General features: G+C 69.1%; 15 protein-coding genes. 10 read left to right on the top strand and 5 right to left on the bottom strand.

What is annotated here, in order from left to right:
• Nucleotides 1–69: 69 nt before the first annotated feature.
• The 3 genes from GVY64_RS06085 to GVY64_RS06075 all read right to left on the bottom strand — a co-directional run bounded on the left by GVY64_RS06085 (nt 70) and on the right by GVY64_RS06075 (nt 3,814).
• Nucleotides 70–1,299, bottom strand: coding sequence for a DUF7373 family lipoprotein (locus GVY64_RS06085; protein WP_159839614.1), 1,230 nt, complete (start codon nt 1,297–1,299; stop codon nt 70–72).
• The gene (locus GVY64_RS06080) at nt 1,296–2,495 is read right to left on the bottom strand and encodes a DUF7373 family lipoprotein (RefSeq protein ID WP_236566653.1); all 1,200 of its coding nucleotides are present in this window, start codon (nt 2,493–2,495) and stop codon (nt 1,296–1,298) included. Before GVY64_RS06080 ends, GVY64_RS06085 begins: the two co-directional genes overlap by 4 nt.
• Before the next feature lie 113 nt (nt 2,496–2,608).
• Nucleotides 2,609–3,814 carry a DUF7373 family lipoprotein gene (locus GVY64_RS06075; protein ID WP_159839612.1) on the bottom strand — a complete coding sequence of 402 codons (1,206 nt, stop codon included), beginning with the start codon at nt 3,812–3,814 and terminating at the stop codon, nt 2,609–2,611.
• A gap of 142 nt (nt 3,815–3,956) precedes the next feature.
• Here GVY64_RS06075 and GVY64_RS06070 point away from each other — a divergent pair, with 142 nt between their 5' ends.
• Entirely contained in the window at nt 3,957–5,303 is a 1,347-nt protein-coding gene (locus tag GVY64_RS06070) for an FHA domain-containing protein (RefSeq protein ID WP_236566652.1), read from the top strand.
• A 9-nt stretch (nt 5,304–5,312) separates the two neighbouring features.
• Here GVY64_RS06070 and GVY64_RS06065 read toward each other — a convergent pair whose 3' ends face one another.
• On the bottom strand, nt 5,313–6,758 hold the full coding sequence (locus GVY64_RS06065) for a metallopeptidase (RefSeq protein ID WP_159839610.1): 1,446 nt from the start codon (nt 6,756–6,758) through the stop codon (nt 5,313–5,315).
• Nucleotides 6,759–6,865: 107 nt separating this feature from the next.
• On the opposite strand from GVY64_RS06065, the gene GVY64_RS06060 reads away from it, so the two are divergent.
• The 6 genes from GVY64_RS06060 (at nt 6,866) to GVY64_RS06035 (ending at nt 14,505) form a co-directional block, all read left to right on the top strand.
• Nucleotides 6,866–9,364, top strand: a complete 2,499-nt coding sequence (locus GVY64_RS06060; RefSeq protein WP_159839609.1) for an FHA domain-containing protein — start codon at nt 6,866–6,868, stop codon at nt 9,362–9,364.
• Nucleotides 9,365–9,458: 94 nt separating this feature from the next.
• A complete protein-coding gene (locus tag GVY64_RS06055) occupies nt 9,459–11,159 on the top strand; it encodes a hypothetical protein (protein ID WP_159839608.1) in 1,701 nt (566 codons plus the stop codon).
• Between the two features lie 174 nt (nt 11,160–11,333).
• The gene (gene rplM, locus GVY64_RS06050) at nt 11,334–11,777 is read left to right on the top strand and encodes a 50S ribosomal protein L13 (RefSeq protein ID WP_040864934.1); all 444 of its coding nucleotides are present in this window, start codon (nt 11,334–11,336) and stop codon (nt 11,775–11,777) included.
• Complete coding sequence (gene rpsI / locus GVY64_RS06045) at nt 11,774–12,283, top strand: 30S ribosomal protein S9 (protein ID WP_159839607.1); 510 nt, start codon at nt 11,774–11,776, stop codon at nt 12,281–12,283. Before rplM ends, rpsI begins: the two co-directional genes overlap by 4 nt.
• 217 nt (nt 12,284–12,500) lie before the next feature.
• Nucleotides 12,501–13,877 carry a phosphoglucosamine mutase gene (gene glmM, locus GVY64_RS06040; RefSeq protein ID WP_159839606.1) on the top strand — a complete coding sequence of 459 codons (1,377 nt, stop codon included), beginning with the start codon at nt 12,501–12,503 and terminating at the stop codon, nt 13,875–13,877.
• A 91-nt stretch (nt 13,878–13,968) separates the two neighbouring features.
• Entirely contained in the window at nt 13,969–14,505 is a 537-nt protein-coding gene (locus GVY64_RS06035; protein ID WP_159839605.1) for a GNAT family N-acetyltransferase, read from the top strand.
• Between the two features lie 73 nt (nt 14,506–14,578).
• On the opposite strand, the gene GVY64_RS06030 is transcribed toward GVY64_RS06035, so the two are convergent.
• Nucleotides 14,579–16,234, bottom strand: coding sequence for an ABC-F family ATP-binding cassette domain-containing protein (locus GVY64_RS06030; protein ID WP_159839604.1), 1,656 nt, complete (start codon nt 16,232–16,234; stop codon nt 14,579–14,581).
• A 147-nt stretch (nt 16,235–16,381) separates the two neighbouring features.
• Here GVY64_RS06030 and GVY64_RS06025 point away from each other — a divergent pair, with 147 nt between their 5' ends.
• The 3 genes from GVY64_RS06025 to GVY64_RS06015 all read left to right on the top strand — a co-directional run bounded on the left by GVY64_RS06025 (nt 16,382) and on the right by GVY64_RS06015 (nt 17,416).
• Nucleotides 16,382–16,573 carry a PspC domain-containing protein gene (locus GVY64_RS06025; protein ID WP_159839603.1) on the top strand — a complete coding sequence of 64 codons (192 nt, stop codon included), beginning with the start codon at nt 16,382–16,384 and terminating at the stop codon, nt 16,571–16,573.
• Between the two features lie 96 nt (nt 16,574–16,669).
• Nucleotides 16,670–16,978, top strand: a complete 309-nt coding sequence (locus GVY64_RS06020; RefSeq protein WP_159839602.1) for a DUF6802 family protein — start codon at nt 16,670–16,672, stop codon at nt 16,976–16,978.
• A gap of 126 nt (nt 16,979–17,104) precedes the next feature.
• Nucleotides 17,105–17,416 (top strand): hypothetical protein, encoded by a 312-nt coding sequence (locus GVY64_RS06015; protein WP_159839601.1) that lies wholly within the window; start codon nt 17,105–17,107, stop codon nt 17,414–17,416.
• Nucleotides 17,417–17,474 lie beyond the last annotated feature (58 nt).

Here is a 17,474-nt window from a genome sequence, read left to right as displayed (position 1 = left end):
TGACTCCACGCGGGCCGCTGGCGTTCGCCACGCAGCATACTCGACCCGATTCGCGGCGAAACTGCGGCATTATCGGCTGTTCGCGAAAATGGAATATTGTGCGGCAGCGCGTTGCTGAGCGTCCAGCAGTTGATTCGCCGCAACGAATCCGACGTATTCTTTGTAGGCGACGACACAGGTGAAACGTCGGTCGTCGAAAAGTCCGGAGCGATTCTCCACGCATGCCGAATCGGGCACATGTTGCGGCGGCTCGGCCGGGCCCGCCACCACCGTGGGGGTGATGCGCTCGGCGACCACCCGACGCGCCTGCTCCGCGTTCGCGGCGCGGATCACCAGCGTGCCGCCGGAGACCGCGAATTTCTCGGCTCCCATCGCCGTGAAACGCTGTTTCGCGTACTCACGGTCCTCGGCGTATTGCATGATGCCGCGCAGACCGAGCAGGGCGTTCGAATCGTCGTAGCTGGGGGACTGGACCTTGGCGGGATTCAGCGTGCGGCTCAGCAGGTGGTCGGGGTCCCAGGGCAAGCGCAGCATCTCCTCTTCGGTCAGCGGAGGCAGCTGGTCGAGCATCGGCAGCTGGACGTCGAACGCTTTTCCGGCGAGGGCGACGAGGGCGTCGCGGTCGGGTGCGTTGGCCGAGACCAGGAATGCCACGACGTACGAGCCGTGCGCGAGTATCGCACGCAGGAAAGGCGAACCGGGACGCCAGTGCGCTCGCGCCTGCGGTTGCCGCGGCAGCGTGACCGGCTCGTTCTGGTCGCGGTAGCCGCCGAAATCGGCGTCGAAGAACTCGGCGGCGGCTTGCCGGGCGCGGTCCGGGTCGGGGAACTGCATGACGATCGTGCCGACCGTCGTGGAATTGGGCCGCGGCTTGGTCGGCCATCCCGAGGCGAGCAGGCTGACGTCCTGATCCGAGCCGTTGGTGTGGAACCCGTACATCATCCGGTGGCGCTCCGCGATCGGCTCCAGGACCTCCGGGCGTCCGAGTTCGCCGGGCAATGTCCCCTTGCTGATGCTGGAAGGCGTCCAGCTGTACTTCATCCGAGGATCGATGTCGTAGGCCGACGCGACGTGATCGGCCAGCCGCATCGCGGCGACCTTCCCCATATCGATGAACAGTGGCTGATAGTCGTCGTCGTGCGCGTTCGGCGGTTCGGTGGGGTAGTTGCCGACATCGAGACGGCGGATGTCGATCTCGCCCGGCTGCGCGGTACCCGCCAGCGTGGAACCACAGCCGCCGAGGATCGCGGCGGCCACCGTGCAGGCGAGGGCGGTGGCGGCGGTGCGGAATGTTCTCATGCGGCGTTCACCAACAATGCGTACTGGGCGGAGATGCGTTGCTGTGCGTCGAGCAGCTGATGGGACCAGGCGAATGCCGCGTAGCGGTCGTAGGTCACCGAGCAGTAGAACCGGACGACCACCGTCTTGTTGCCGATGTACTCCTTGCAGCGCGCGACCGGCAGGCCTTTCGGCGACTCGACGCCGCGGAACTTCTTCGTCAGCCCGCCGCGCTGCTCGCGCAGCTGTATCGCGGCGGCGGCGTCGCGTGCGCGGAACAGGTCGGTCCCGTCGGTGGCGTACCGATCCACGCCTGCCGCTTCGATTATTCTGCGGTCCTCGGCCGAATCGGTGGTGAAGTGCAGCGCGCCGCTGCCGGTGTACGCCCCCGGTGGATCGATCCAGGAATCTTCCCTGGGCCGGGGCAGGGCTCGGTTGAGCATGCCGTCCATATCGATCGGCGCTGCCATGAGCTGGTCGACCGGGGTCGGGGTGAACCGGCCGATAGCTGGGACGACAGTGTCGAGGCTCTTCTCGACCATCGTGAGCAACTCGGGCAGGTCGACCTTCTCCAGGTAGTTCTTCACGTAGTCGAAGACCCAGGTGTAGACGACGAATTTGCCGGTGGCGAACCACGACCCGATCGATTGGTCCTGCGGCTGCCAGTGGGCGTGCGCGGCGGGATACTTCGGAATCCGGACCGGCGTGTTCCGGTTGTTGGCCTCGAAGTCGACACGTTCCAGCGCCGCCGCGGCCGCGGCCGCTTTCTGCTCGTCCGGGAAGATCATCACGGCGTTGATCAGGTCGGAGCCGCGGTTGTCCGGCGCGTTGCCCGCGCTGCTGAGGAACCCGGCGACGAAATCCGGCGCGGCCTCGGCGAACCGGGAGACGTCCATGATCCGCCCGAGCGAACCCTTCGGGTCGATGAACACCTTGGCGATGGAGGGATTCGCGGAGACGAACGCGGGATAGATGTCCGCGGGCAGCGGGACGAAGTTCGCCAGCCGTTCCGCCTCGATCATGCGCGCCTGCTCGGGATTCTTCGCTGTGCCCAGCGCGCGCGGGGTCGTCGCGTAATTGCCCACGTCGAGCTGCGCCAGATCAATGGGCTGCGTGGACTCTTGCTTCTCGGCCTCCGGGCCGCCGCACGCGCCGCCACCCAAGGCGACGGCGCCGGCCAGCACCAGGGCACAGGCGGTCCGAATCGGTTTCGACATCGCGCCGTGCTGCACTCTTCCCTCCCCCTGACTGCGGTAGTTGCGCCGGATCCTACTTCGGCGCACCCGCGACCCGGGCTCGCGCAAGCCCCCGGGGGCAACCGTCGCTGGTCTCAGAAACTGTTCGCCAGCAGCGCGTACTCCGCGGCGACCTTCTGTCGCACGTCGGGTTCCTTATCACTGGTGACGACTCCGACGTATCTCTTGTACGCGACGTAGCACCGGTACTTGTACTCCCGATCCGGGTCGCCTTTGCTGTTGAGCTGCAGGCACTTGGCGCCGGGGACGTCTTTGGGCGCGCCAAGCGAGTCGTAGTGCGCGCCTTCGCTCTCCAACAGGCCGGTGACCAGCTTCTGCGCCGCCGCCGCGTCGCGGGTGCGAGCGACGTAGCTGTCGTCCAGCAGGCCGATGTGGTCCACGCCGGTCTCCTCGACCAGGCGCAGGTGAACGGATTCGTCGTCGGCGCGGTGCACGGTGTGGTAGCCGCCGTAGACGGCGAAGGTCACCGGGTCGGGCGCGCGGTTCTTGCGGTCGGCGACCGCGACGCGGGCGAGCAGGTCATCCGGGTCGGTCTGCAGGGTGTCGAGCTTCTCCACCGGTGTCGGGGTGAACTTGTCCAGCTGCGCGACCTGGGCGGCCAGAGTCTTGTCGACCCACTTCACCAGGTCGTCGCCGTCCGCCTTGGGACGCTGGATGAACAAGGAGATGACGAATTCCTTGTGCGCCAGGAAGGCGCCGACGGTGGGAACGCCCGGCCGCCAGTGGATGTAGGCGTCGGGATACTTCGTCGAGGACAGTTTCCGGTTGTCCGGCGAGACGGCGATGTCGACGTCCTCGAGTTCGCGCGCGGCGAGCTTCGCGGTGGCCTCGTCGGGAAAGCGGAACACGGCGTTGGTGACCGCGGTGGCTTCCGGCGCCGGATTGGTTTGACCGGTGGGGTCGGGACGGTCGGCGCCGCTGGCGGCGTATCCCACGACCAGCTTGCGGTTGTCGAAGACCGGCCTGGACACCTTGGCCACGAAGTCGAGCGCCTGCTCGGCGTCGGCGACTACGGTGCTGCCGCGACCGACTTTCAGCAGGGGGTCGATACGCACGGTGGGGACCACCGCGTCCGACATCCGCATGCCTTCCAGCAGTGCGCCTTTGCCCGCGGAATCCTGCTTGTACTCGTGCTTGTCGGTGGGATAGGTGCCGACTTCCAGCATGCGCACATCGATCTCGCCCGCAGTCGGCGTTCCCTGCACGCCGGCGCAACCGGCCAGCATCCCTGCCAATGCCAGGCAAGACGCCGTGAGCGCGATGCGTTGCGTCCGAACCATCTCAGGCCCCTCGTTCCTCCCGTTGCTGACACTGAAGTTACCCGACGGACGCCGGGGAGGGGGACCGATGCCGTTGGTCTTGCAATACCCTTGTCGGTGTGGCGACGACCTTGCACTGCACCTCCGGTGGAGGCCGATCCCGGTGAAGGATCGGCAGGTCGAGGTCGTCGTAGGCAGCCACGCCGTGGCCGCGGTCGCGGGCGCGGTCGTCGTCGTCGCACACCGCAAGCCCGGTAGGCCGACCCCGGACTCGCCCGCCGTCGCCGCCCTCGAATCGCTGGCCGAACTGGTACGCGATGCGACCGACCGCGAGCCGGGCGGCCCCGGCGCCCTGGTGGCGCGGGAGGCGACGCGCTGGCTGATGAAACATGCCGAGCGGATCAGCCCCGGCGAACCGATCGACTTCGGCATTCTCTCCGCCGCCGAGAACGGGGGCGTGGCGATCTTCCTGCACGGGGCGGTCACCGCCGTGCTGGCCGGTGACGGCGCAATCGAGCGATACCGCGGCAGCGACGCGGCTTTCACCGTGGATCGGGTCGCGGCCGTGCCCGCGCGGGCGGCGGCGTTGTTCGTCGACGACGCGAAAGGCCGCATTCCCGATCTGCCACCCGAGCGTGGCATCGGCAGGCTGGTCGAGGGCGTCGCCCAGGCGGGTGGCGCGATCGTGTGGTCGGAAGGCGCCCGCACGAGTGCGCCGGCGAACGACGGGGAGCCCCGTGCCGTGGGCGCGCATCGCCGCTCGGAGACGCCGCCGCCGACGGCGCGCGTCGAGCCCGACCCGCCCACCGAGTCGGTGCGTCGGGAGCGGCCCGCGCCGCAACCGCAGCCCATGGCCGGGCGGCCGCGGTACCCGACCGCGCCGTCGACCGCCATGCTCGACGCGGAGGCCGAGCAGACGCCGATCGATCCGCACCACGCGCCCACCCAGCTGGGCGGCACCAATCCCGCGCCGCGACCCGACCCGGACCTGCAGCGCAGGCTGGAGGCGACGGCCAAAGCGACCGCGCTGACCGTCAAGGTGATGGGGTTCAAATGCGCGCGAGCGCATCCGAGCGATCCGAGGGCGGCGTTCTGCACCGTCTGCGGTATGCCGGTCGACCAGACCCAGGCGCTGATCGAGGTGGTCCGCCCGCCGCTGGGCATGCTGATCCTCGACGACGGCATGACCTACATGCTCGCCGCGGACGCGGTGATCGGGCGCGATCCGGAGCGTTCGCCCGCCGCGGAGAGCGGACTGGTCCCGCTGCGCGTCGACGACGCCTCCGGCGGTATGTCCCGCGCCCACGCCGAGATCCGGCTGGTCAACTGGGATGTGACGGTGGTGGACTGCGGTTCGACCAACGGCACCCGCACCCGTCTGCCGGGCTATCGGGACTGGGTGCGCTTGGCGCCGCGGCAATCCATGGTGCTCCTGCCCGGCACCGAGATCATGCTGGGCAACCGCGTCCTGCGCTTCGAACTGGCCGCCCCGCCGCCGTTCGGTCGCTGAACCCCCGCGTCACGAATAGCGGGCGGCGCAGACACTCTCGCCGTTCAGGACTCCGGCGCGAAACGCCTCGACCCGGGAGAAACCGCTGGGCACGGTCTTGCCTTGGGCGTCGCTCGCCGCCAAGCCGTCGGTGAGCAGGCCCGAGACCGCCTCGTCGAGATCGCCCGCGGCGAGTTTGATATCGCCCTCGCTGACCGGCCGCCCGGATTCGGCGAGCTTGCCGGTGACCACGCCGGACAGACAGGCCGCGCGCAGCCCGGTCTTGGCGCCCACCAGGCTCTCACCGCGGTTCTGCTGGACGGCCAGGGTGTAGCGGGAGATGAACACGACGTAGCCGTTGTAGTCGCCGGTCACCTTGAGCGGCAACGGGTCGTCGGTGCCGGAGCTGGACATGCCTCGCTCCGCGAGTGCGGGAATGTCCGTGGCGATCGTGTTCTTCGCGGGGCAATACGACACCGGTTCGGTGACCACGCCGTCGCGGCATTCGATCTTCGCCCGGGAGTAGTCGTAGGTCGGCTCGTCGTCGATCGGCAGAATCGCCCGGAGGGCCTTGGTGAGTTCGATCAGGGTTTCCTTCGTGATCGGGTACTCGCCGCGTCCGGTGTCGTCGCTGAAACTCTGCGGCAGATTGGCGCGGCGCCGGTCGATCTCGTCCTGATCGATGCCCTTGCATCCCTTGGGACCGTCGGTGAAACCGATCTGCACCGCGGTGACCCGTTCGAACGCGGAGCCGTGCACGCTCTCCGGGTCGTCCGGGTCGGAGTCACGGATGGCGACGGTGGCCGCGAGCACCGTGTTGAGTCCGTCGGACGTGTTGATCGTGAAGTGCCTGGCCTTGCCCTCGGCCACGTGGCGCATGAACGCGCCCGCGAAGCAATCCGCCTGTTGTTCCTTGACGATCACCGGGGTTTTCGGAGCGACGATCTTGGCCATCGTCTGTACCGCGTGCCCGTACTCGTGCGCGAGCACCATCACCACGGACATCTTCCCGAAGGTCTCCTCCATGGTGGGAAGCAGCACCGACCGATCCCAGCCGATGGAATTGTCCAACCGGCAGTAGGCGGCGTTCACCAAGCGGTAGGTGGTCTCCTTGCAGAACTCGACCGACTCCGGGCGCCCGGCCTTCGCGCTCCAGGACAGCAGCTTCTCGACCGGCTTGAACTCGCCCTGGAACTCCTTGCCGAACTCGCCGCGCCAGTAGGTCTGGATGTCGTCGACGGCGTTGAGCGCCAGCGTGTCCACGGCGCCGCCGTCGCCGTTGGTCGCGGTCAGCGTGCTGTCCGGGACGCCGGTGCGCGGACCGCTCGGACCGCTGGTGGTGGGCAGTCCGGCGACCTTGAACGGATCGTCGTAGATGGAGACGGCCCGGCCGTCGACCACTCGGATGCAGCCCCCGGCCAGCACCAGAATGCTGAGCAACGCCGCAACCAGCGCGCTCGCTCGGACTCTCGGCAAGGCTCCCCCTCGTCGGCCGGTACAGCGTTCACATCGGTGGCCGGATCGGGGCATATGGCGCATCGGGGGCACCGCCGATGTCCGGGTGATGGAATAGTATCCGCTGCATGTCTTCACCGGGGGCGCAGACCATCACCGTGCGCCATGATGGAAACGAACGAGTATTCGATTCGAGCCAGCAGGTCACGATGGGCCGCGCGCCGGAGGTGACGCTGTTCGTCGACAGCCCGCTCGTTTCGCGTGTGCACGCGACGCTGGCCTGGCAGGGCAGCGCCTGGGTGTTGACCGACAACAGAAGCACCAACGGGGTGTTCGTCGACGCGCGCAGGCTGACCCAGCCGGTGTCGATCGACCGTCCCACGCAGGTCCGGCTGGGCGACGCGATCAGCGGCCCGCTGTTGCACCTGCTGCCGGCGAACCCGCAGCCACCGCAACGGCCTTCCGTGCGCCCGCCGCAACCGGCCCCCCAACCGGTCCCGCAGCCCGGTCCGCCGCCGCACGCGGCCCACCGGCCCGCGCAGCAGTTCCAGCGGCCGCCCTACCCGCCGCAGCAGGACGCGCCCGCGCCCGCGCTGAACGTCAACATGACGACCAGGGCGGACACCTCGAACATGCCGCCGGTGCGGGCCAGGGCGAGCACGGCGCCCATCGCCCGCGGCGATCGGATTCCCCAGACCGGCCTGAGCATCGGTCGCACCACCGACAACCAGATCGTCGTCAACGATCCGCTGGCCTCCCGCAAACATGCCCGCCTGCTCTCCTCCGCCGAAGGCCTGACCATCGAGGACCTCGGCTCGGCGAACGGCACGTTCGTCAACGGGCACCGTCAGCAACGGGCGGTGCTGCGCGAGCGGGACATCATCACCATCGGCAACGTCGACTTCGTCGTGCAGCAGGGCGCTCTGGTGCACCGGCAGAAGCCGGTCGCCGAGCAAGGTCTGGCGGTGCACGGCGTCGGCTTCACCGTCGAGGGCAACAAGCAGCTGCTCGTCGACGTGAACATGTCGGCCAGCCGGGGGACGCTCACCGCGCTGATCGGTCCCTCGGGCGCGGGCAAGTCGACGCTGTCGCGCCTGATCGCGGGCACCACCCGGCCTTCGGGCGGCGTGGTCACCTTCGAGGGGCGCAATCTGCATGCCGAGTACGAGGCGCTGCGCTCCCGCATCGGCATGGTGCCCCAGGACGACGTGCTGCACCGCCAGCTCACGGTGCGCCAGGCGCTCGGATTCGCCGCCGAGCTGCGGCTGCCGAGAGACAACAGCAAGCAGGACCGGCAGAAGGTCATCGACGGTGTGCTGCAGGAGCTTTCGCTCACCGAGCACGCCGACACCAGAGTCGACCGGCTGTCCGGCGGTCAGCGCAAGCGCGCCTCGGTGGCGCTGGAACTGCTGACCGGTCCCTCGCTGCTCATCCTGGACGAACCGACTTCGGGCCTGGATCCGGCACTGGACCGGCAGGTCATGGTGATGCTGCGGGAACTGGCCGACGCGGGCCGCGTGGTGATCGTGGTGACCCACTCGGTGGCGCACCTGGACATGTGCGATCAGGTGCTGCTGCTCGCTCCCGGCGGCAAGACCGCTTATTGCGGCAACCCGGCCGGTGTCGGCGCGGCGCTGGGTACCAGCGATTGGGCGGAGATCTTCGCCAACGTCGCGGCCAACCCGGATCAGGCGTTCGCCGCCTATCGCTCCCGGCAGGCGTTCGCGCCGCCACCCCCGCCGCCCGTCCAGCCGTACGGGTCCGCGGGCAGTCCGCCGCAATCCAGTCGCGGCAAACAGTTCTCGACGCTGGCGCGCAGGCAGGTCCGGCTGATCCTGGCCGATCGCGGTTATCTGACATTCCTGGTGCTCCTGCCGTTCATCCTCGGCGGGCTCTCGCTGGTGGTGCCGGGGAAGAACGGTTTCCAGCGCGGCGCGCTGAAAGCGCTACCGGATGGCACATTCGTGCCCGAAGGCGGCAGTGAGACACAGCAGTTGCTTGTGGTGCTGATTCTGGGCGCCTGTTTCATGGGCTCCACGCTCACGGTGCGCGATCTGGTCGGTGAACGGACGATCTTCCACCGTGAACGCGCGGTGGGGCTGCTGCCTTCGGCATACCTGCTGGCGAAGATCGCCGTCTTCAGTTTCACCGCGCTGCTGCAGTCGGCGGTCCTGGTGGGCATCGTGCTCGCGGGCAAGAAGCGCCCGGGCGAAGGAGCGGTGCTGGCTTCCGGCAGCGCGGAGTTGTACATCGATATCGCGCTGACCGCGATCTGCTGCGTGGTCGTCGGCCTGCTGTTGTCGTCGCTGGCGAAGTCGAACGAGCAGGTGATGCCGCTGCTGGTGGTGGCCATCATGTGCCAGCTGGTGATGGCGGGCGGCCTGATCCCGGTCACCGGCCGGGTGGTGCTGGAGCAGGTTTCCTGGCTGTTCCCGGCCCGGTGGGGGTACGCGGCCGGTGCGTCGACGGTGAACATTCGCGAACTGTTCCTCAACGCGCAGCCCGACACGCTCTGGCAGCAGAAGCCGGAGATCTGGGCGCTGGACATCGGCGCGCTGTTGCTGATCACCTTGGTGCTGGCGATCCTCACTTGGCGCCGGTTGCGTCTGAAGAAGTCGGCCGCGTGACGCGGTCGGCGCGAATCACGGGCGGCGCCCCGCAGCGCGGAGGCGGCGCCGGACGGGTGACGACGAGCATCTCGGCCGCGAACCGGGCACACTTATGCCTGTGACGGTGCGAGTAGGGGCAGTGCATCTCGGCTGGGATGTGGTGTCCGTGGCAGCCGGTGGCGGTGGCGTTCCCATCCGGCCGGTACAGGTGGAGGGGATGTGGACGCCGCCGGCCTATCTGCTGGCGGATTCGTCGGGCCGGCTGCACACGGCGGGCGTGGAACGCAACCGGCCGGATCTCGGGATGGCGATCGCCGACGTGCGCGACATCCTGGGACATCCGCAGATCGTGGTCGCGGGCGCGACATGGCCCGCCGAACTGGTCTTCCGTGCGCGCATGTACAACCCGCTCGCCGAGATCGGCAAGCACTTGCGCGGCAAGCCGGACCTGGTGGCGTTGCCCTTCCCGGACAACTGGCCGGACGAGAAGGTCGAGATCTACGCGGCGATGGTGGAACAGCTCGACGTCGTGGTGGAGCCGCTGCCGGAGAGCGTGGCGTTGTCCGGTTACGTCCGCGCGCTCGGGCTGGTGCACCCGCCGGACCGGGCCAGGCCGCAGGGCCTCGGCGCGACAGGGGTGTACTCCGACGGCCGCAGCATGCTGGTGGTCGCGGTGCACGGCGACGACGAGCAGCCCACCGAGTCGGTGGACGTCCCGGTGGACGCGGAGGCCATGCGGGATGCCCGGTCGGCCGACGACGTGGTGATCGAGGTCATGGCGGCCGCCCGTTCGATCGGCGCGGACACCTCGACCGTTTTGTTGTCGGGCAACGTGCGCTTCAACGACGCGTTGCGCCTGGCCTTCCAGAATCATCTGGGACACCGGCTGCAAGTGGCCGACCATCCGATGCACGCGCTCGTCCTGGGCGCGGCGCACCTGCTGGTGAGCGACACGGAGGCGGGTGAGCCGGAGGAGGCGGGCAGGCACGCCGACCCCGTGGCCGCTCCGCAGCGCCCGGCGGACGCCCGGCCGCAGGCCGAGTACGCGCCGCAGCCACCGGCGCCGGCGCAAGCAGCGCCGCCGCAACCGGCGGACGCGGGGCCGCGCCGGCCGGAGCATCCGGCGCCGCGGCCGGTGCCCGGCGTGCAGTACGGGCCGGGCTACCCCACGCGGCCCGACGAGGAGACGACCCGGATCGGGCGCGACGAAGCGCCGCGCGGTCTCCCGCCGAACCTCGCCGAACTGGGCAGCCGCTTCACCCGGCCGCCGAGCGCACCCGAGGATCAGGCCGGTCCGCCGTCCGGGCCGCCCGGTGGACCGGTGCCGCCGCTCGGTCCGCGGCCGCCCTACCCGGGAGCGGCGGAACCGCAGTCCTACCCCGGCCAACCACGCCAGGGCGCCTGGCAGGACCAGGGCGCCGAGTCCGAGGACGAGGAGCGGCACCGCAAAGGCAAGCTCTGGAACAAGATGAAGGGCAACTTGTTCGGCGCCAATACCGTCGTGGGGGCGATGGCGCTGGCCGTGGTCGCGCTGCCATCCGGTAATCACCAGGTGCAGCCGACGGCGCAGCCGGTCGTCCTCGACGCGGGATCGGTCGTCGCCGAACAGGCGGGCGAGGCCGAGCCGGTCGCGTGTCCAACTGCTCCCTACGCGATCACTCGGCCCAAACCGGGCGTCACCACCGCACGCGGCGACCAGCGGGAAGCGCAGGAAAGCTCCGCGGAGTGCGGGCGGCCGGACGCCGACACGCTGCGCTACCTGATCCCCGGACCGCCCGGCGCGATCGACTTCGGACCCCCGATCGAGACCTGACGCGATTTCTTCCCGCGATACCCCACTGGTATCGTGGCTCGTCGGCGTGCGGAACGCCCGGTCGAACCCTGTGGATCGCCCGGACGTCCACCGAGGCCCGGGTCTCCACCGGCCGCCGGGAACACCTCGACCGCACGCCTGGCCGGCAACACCGACGACAGACAGGGAAGCACTGTGCCTACGTACAGCCCCAAGGCGGGTGACGTGACCCGTAAGTGGTACGTCATCGACGCCACTGACGTAGTGCTCGGCCGTCTCGCCGTCCAGGCAGCGAATCTGCTGCGTGGCAAGACGAAGCCGACCTACGCCCCGCACGTCGATGGTGGCGATTTCGTCATCATCATCAATGCCGACAAGGTCGCCATCAGCGGCAACAAGCGGCAGGACAAGCTGATCCACCACCACTCCGGGCACCCGGGCGGCCTCAAGTCGCGGACCGTCGGTCAGGTGTTGGAGACCCGTCCCGACCGGCTCGTGGAGAAGGCCGTCAAGGGCATGATCCCGAAGAACAAGCTCGGCAACGCGATCGCGGGCAAGCTGAAGGTGTACGCGGGCCCGACGCACCCGCACGCCGCCCAGCAGCCCATTCCGTTCGAGATCAAGCAGGTGGCCCAGTGACCGCTCCCGAGGAATTCAACGAGGACTACGTCGAGGAATTCGACGCTGCCGAGGCTGTCGAGGACGGTGCGGGCTACGAGGACTCCGAGGTCTCGGCGTCCTACACCCCCGTCGTGATCGATCGCCCGGTGCAGACCGTCGGCCGCCGCAAGGAGGCCGTCGTGCGCGTGCGCCTGCTGCCCGGCTCCGGCAACTTCGTGCTCAACGGCCGCACCATCGAGGACTACTTCCCGAACAAGGTGCACCAGCAGCTGGTCAAGTCGCCGCTGGTCACCGTCGAGCGCACCGAGTCCTTCGACGTGCACGCCCGCCTGGTCGGCGGCGGCCCGTCCGGCCAGGCAGGCGCCCTGCGGCTGGCCATCGCCCGCGCGTTGATCGAGGTCACCCCGGAGGATCGTCCCGCCCTCAAGCGGGCCGGCTTCCTGACCCGTGACCCGCGCGCCACCGAGCGCAAGAAGTACGGTCTGAAGAAGGCGCGTAAGGCGCCGCAGTACTCGAAGCGCTGATATCGGCAACGTCGACCTTTCGCGTCCGGCATCCTCGCGGTGCCGGACGCGGTACGGTCGACGCGGCAGCTGTACGAGAGCAGGCTCCCAGCGAACAGCTGGTCGCCTGCTCTCGCGCTGTATGAAGACAGGGCGTTCGCGGGGCCTTCGTGGTGCACGGGCCGGTGCCTCCCGGGCCGACGCCCACGCCACAGATCACACCAATGAGGGGCGAGGTATGGGACGGTTGTTCGGCACCGACGGAGTCCGCGGGCTTGCCAACGAGTCGCTGAGTCCGGAGCTGGCGTTGCGCGTGTCCGGTGCGGCCGCGCAGATCCTGAGCCGGGGCAAAAAGCGTGCGCTCGCGGTGGTCGGCCGCGATCCGCGTGCCAGCGGGGAGATGCTCGAGGCCGCCGTGACCGCGGGGCTGACCGCGGCGGGCGTGGATGTGCTGTCGGTGGGGGTGCTGCCGACGCCTGCGGTCGCCTATCTCACCGGTTTGTACGACGCGTGTCTCGGCGTGATGATCTCCGCCTCACACAACCCGATGCCCGATAACGGGATCAAGATCTTCGCCGCGGGCGGGCACAAACTCGACGACGCGATCGAGGACCGGATCGAGGCGCTGGTGGCCGCCCAGGCGCCGTTCCGCCCGACCGGCGCTGGCATCGGACGGGTACGCAGCGCGGCAGGCGCGCGCGATCAAGGGCTCACCGTCCCGGATCAGTACAGTCTCGCGGGCACCCACGAACGCTATGTGGAACACCTGGTCGAGGCGACCGGCCAGGACCTGTCCGGGCTGACCGTCGTGGTCGACTGCGCGCACGGCGCCGCCGCCGAGGTGGGGCCCGCCGCCTACCGCGAGGCGGGGGCCACGGTGATCGCGATCAACGCAGAACCCGACGGGCTGAACATCAACGACGGCTGCGGCTCGACCCATCTCGACCAGGTGCGGGCCGCGGTGGTGGAGCACGGCGCCGATCTCGGTCTCGCGCACGACGGCGACGCCGACCGCTGCCTGGCCGTCGACGCCTACGGCAATGTGGTGGACGGCGACGCGATCCTCGCGATCCTCGCCCTCGCCATGCACGAGGCGGGCGAGCTGGCCAAAGACACCTTGGTCGCCACGGTGATGAGCAATCTCGGCCTGCACATCGCCATGCGCGCGGCGGGAATCACCCTGCGCACCACGGCCGTCGGCGACCGCTACGTGCTCGAGGAATTGCGGCGCGGCGGCTACACCCTCGGCGGCGAGCAGTCGGGGCACGTGGTGTTCCCGCGATACGGCACCACCGGCGACGGCATCCTCACCGGCTTGCGCCTGATGGCGCGGATGGCGCAATCCCGGCGCACCCTGGCCGATCTGGCCGCCGTGCTGCAAACCGTGCCACAGATCCTGGTGAACGTGCCGGTCAGCGACAAATCCGTGGTCGCGCGCGCCCCTGAGATCCGCGACGCGGTGCTGGAGGCGGAGCGGATACTCGGCGACTCCGGGCGCGTGCTGCTGCGACCCAGCGGCACCGAGGAACTGGTGCGGGTAATGGTGGAGGCCACCGATCCGGCGCAGGCGCGCCAGCTGGCGGACGATCTCGCCAAACGGGTCGCTGGGGTGTGAGTCCGGCCGCACCTCCGCCGAGAACGGCGGATGCCCGGTCATCCCCGAAATCCGTTTGCGCCTCAGCGTTCTCGCGCGTTGAGTCGAGGTCATGACGATCTTGACAGTGCCCGAACTGGAGGGCGAGCAGACGCGGTTGCGACCCTTCACAGACGCCGACGCCGACAGCGTCGTCGAGGCCGGACAGGACCCGGCGATTCCCTTGAACACCACCGTAGTCGCCCACGGTGATCACCTCGATGCTCGCGCATTCATCCAACGCCAGCACCGACGAGCGATCAACGGCGAGGGATGGTCGTTCGCGATCACCGACCCCGCAACCGATACCGCCGTGGGGCAGATCGGGTTATGGCGTCGAAATATCGACCACGGCAGAGCCTCGGTCGGGTATTGGGTTCTTCAGCGCTACAGACGCCACGGGTACGCGACCCGCGCACTGCGCGTACTCAGTTCCTGGGCCGCCACCCACGACGGAATCTCCCGGCTCGAGCTGTTCGTCGAACCCGCGAACGAAGGGTCCTGGCGAGCCGCCGAAGCAGCCGGATACGAACGGGAAGGGCTGCTGCGCCGATGGCAGAAGGTGGACGGCGCGCCACGAGACATGTACATCTACGCACTTCTGCCCTGATCCTGCGAGAACAACCGGGTGCCTGAATCCTGGACGGCCTGGACGGACAGCGGCCGGGTCGCGACGGTCGTGGTCAATGGGTTTCGGTGAGTACCCCCGCGTTCATGTGCCAACGCCGGGTCGCGTGGACCGTGTCGAGCATGCGGCGGTCGTGGGTGACGAGGAGCAGTGTGCCGGTGAAGGATTCGACGGCCTGCTCCAGCTGTTCGATGGCGGGAAGGTCCAGGTGGTTGGTCGGCTCGTCCAGCACGAGCAGGTTTACCCCGCGGGCCTGGAGCAGGGCGAGCGCGGCGCGGGTGCGTTCGCCGGGGGAGAGGGTGTCGCACGGGCGCAGCACGTGCGGGCCACGCAGGCCGAATTTCGCCAGCAGAGTGCGCGTCTCCGCCTCCGGCCACTCCGGGAGTTCGGCGCCGAAAGTGTCGGCCAGCGCGGCGGGACCGCGGAACAGTCCACGCGCTTGGTCCACCTCGCCGATCCGGACGCCGGAGCCCAGGCTCGCGCTTCCACTGTCCGGCAATAGTTTTCCCAGTAACAGCGCCAGCAGCGTGGACTTGCCCGAGCCGTTCGCCCCGGTGAGCACGATGCGGTCCGCCCAGTCCACCTGGGTGGTGATCGGGCCCAGCGTGAAGTCACCCCGGGTGACCCGCGCCTGGGACAGTGTCGCCACCACCGAGCCGCTGCGCGGGGCCGCGGCGATGCTCATGCGCAGCTCCCATTCCTTGCGTGGCTCCTCCACCACCTCGAGTCGTTCGATGCGGCGCTGGGTCTGCCTGGCCTTGGCCGCCTGCTTCTCGGTGGATTCGGCGCGCATCTTGCGGCCCGCCTTGTCCGAGTCCAGTTTCCTGGGATCGCGCGCCTTGCGGCGTGCGTTGCGGACGCCGTGTTCGAGCCAGTTGCGCTGCATCTGGGCGCGGGTCTCCAAGCCCGCTTTCGTGTCGGCGTACTCCTCGTAGGCTTCCCGGGCGTGCCTGCGCGCGATCTCGCGCTCCATCAGGTACGACTCGTAACCGCCGTCATACCACCCGACCTGCTGCTGAGCGAGATCCAGTTCCACGATGCGATTCACGGTGCGCGCCAGGAATTCCCGGTCATGGCTGATCACCATCAGCGGCACCCGCACGCCGGCGACGAATTGCTCCAGCCGGGCCAGCCCGTCCAGATCCAGGTCGTTGGTCGGCTCGTCCAGCAGCAGGATGTCGAAGCGCGACAGCAGGACCGAGGCCAGCCCGGCGCGGGCGGCCTGGCCACCGGACAAACCGGTCATCGGGGTGTCCAGGCCACTCGGCAGACTGTCGGCGAGGCCCAGATCGGCGGCGACCTCATGGGCGCGCTGGTCCAGGTCCGCGCCGCCGAGGGCGAGCCAGCGTTCCAGTGCGGGGGAGTATTCGTCCGGCCCGCCTTCGGCGAGGCGCTCGGCCGCAGCGTCCATCGCTCGCTGCGCCTCGGTGACACCGGTCCGGCGCCCGAGGAATTCGAAGACGCTCTCGCCGCGCACCCGCTGCGCCTCCTGGGCGAGATAGCCGACCGTCGCGTCCGGGGGACTGAGCGTGATGCTGCCCGTGGGCGAGTGCCGGTCGGCGAGCATGCGCAGCAGGGTCGACTTGCCCGCGCCGTTCACGCCGACCAGGCCGATCACGTCGCCCGGCGCGAGGGTCAGGTCGAGGTCGGCGAACAGCGTGCGCTCGCCGTAAGCGGCCGACAGGCCGCGGGCATGCAGAGTGGTGCTCACCAGCACGAGTCTGCCGTGCTCGGGGTTGCACCCTGAGGTCGGCCCCGGGAGAAATCAGGGTCGGAATCGGTCGTCGGGCCGATGGCGAGGCCCGTGGTGGCGGGCAGAGTGGAACTCGTAGCGATCACCGCACGAGAGGGAAGACCAATGACCGCCCCCACCCGCCGTTTCACCCGCTCCACCCACGACAAGTGGATCGCAGGCGTCTGCGGTGGCATCGCCGAGTACCTCGGCTGGAACGCCAACGTCGTCCGGCTGCTGTTCGTGGTGTCGTGCCTGCTGCCCGGTCCGCAGTTCGTCCTCTACCTGGTGCTGTGGCTGCTGATGCCGAAGAAGTGAACTCGGGGGCTGCGTGGAGCCCGCGCGGGTGTCAGGATGGAACGATGCCGCTGTGGCGGCATCGCGCCAGCGCACGAGTCCTGCTGAGGAGGAGTCATGATCACCTCGAGCGAATTCCCCGGTCTGGATATACCCGGCATCGACGCGTCCTCGTCCCTCGGCGGACTGGGTGCGATCGAACTGCAGCACCCGACCCAGGACATCGACGGCGACGGCACCCTGGACACCATCACCACCACGGGTGACGAGGCGATGCAGGTCTGGACCGACTACGACCACGACGGCTTCGCCGACCACGTCACCGTGGTGGAGAAGGACGGCGACTACGCCGCATGGGAATTCCACCGCCACCCCGACGGCACCTCCGAATGGGTCCGCACCGACCGCGGCCGCATCGGCAGCTGACCGTCTCCGCGCGAGTGGAATTCGGGGGAACCGAGTGTCGGCGTGTTGCGTCGAAGGAAGTACGGCGGCAATCGGCGCGAACGAGTTTCGCGCCGCGCGATGACACTGTGAAGAGGGAGGGGAAACGTGGGCGGGTCGGAAATGGTCGGCGTCCGCACGGGGGAATTGGGTGCGCTGGGCAGCGACTATCGAAGATCGGCGGACGCGGTCCGCGATCAGGCGAAGCGAGTGGCCGACCATCTGTTCGGCAGTGGCGGCGAGGCGGGCCGGAACTACGGGCCGCAGGGCATCACGGTGCATCAAGGGCTGCAACGGATCGGCGCGTGGCTGCGGAATTGGAGTGACGCCACCACCGCCACCGCCGACGCGCTGGGAGCAGCCGTGGTGGTCTATGCCGAGACCGACCGGCAGCGCGCGTCCGAGACGAACAAGTCATGAGACCGCCGAACGACCTGTGCTCGCACCGGCGGCGCCACACCTTCGAGGAGTCGGGATC

The sequence above is a fragment of the Nocardia sp. CY41 genome (assembly GCF_009829325.1).
In the GTDB taxonomy this organism is placed as follows: Bacteria; Actinomycetota; Actinomycetes; order Mycobacteriales; family Mycobacteriaceae; genus Nocardia.
The sequence above is the reverse complement of the archived record's forward strand: the minus strand, read 5'-3'. Positions and strand labels throughout refer to the sequence as shown.

Excerpts from the sequence above, each read along its gene's own strand:
- GVY64_RS06085 (WP_159839614.1), bottom strand. The coding sequence starts at position 1,299 with ATGAGAACATTCCGCACCGCCGCCACCGCCCTCGCCTGCACGGTGGCC.
- GVY64_RS06080 (WP_236566653.1), bottom strand. The coding sequence starts at position 2,495 with ATGTCGAAACCGATTCGGACCGCCTGTGCCCTGGTGCTGGCCGGCGCC.
- GVY64_RS06075 (WP_159839612.1), bottom strand. The coding sequence starts at position 3,814 with ATGGTTCGGACGCAACGCATCGCGCTCACGGCGTCTTGCCTGGCATTG.
- GVY64_RS06060 (WP_159839609.1), top strand. The coding sequence starts at position 6,866 with ATGTCTTCACCGGGGGCGCAGACCATCACCGTGCGCCATGATGGAAAC.
- GVY64_RS06055 (WP_159839608.1), top strand. The coding sequence starts at position 9,459 with ATGCCTGTGACGGTGCGAGTAGGGGCAGTGCATCTCGGCTGGGATGTG.
- glmM (WP_159839606.1), top strand. The coding sequence starts at position 12,501 with ATGGGACGGTTGTTCGGCACCGACGGAGTCCGCGGGCTTGCCAACGAG.
- GVY64_RS06035 (WP_159839605.1), top strand. The coding sequence starts at position 13,969 with ATGACGATCTTGACAGTGCCCGAACTGGAGGGCGAGCAGACGCGGTTG.
- GVY64_RS06025 (WP_159839603.1), top strand. The coding sequence starts at position 16,382 with ATGACCGCCCCCACCCGCCGTTTCACCCGCTCCACCCACGACAAGTGG.
- GVY64_RS06020 (WP_159839602.1), top strand. The coding sequence starts at position 16,670 with ATGATCACCTCGAGCGAATTCCCCGGTCTGGATATACCCGGCATCGAC.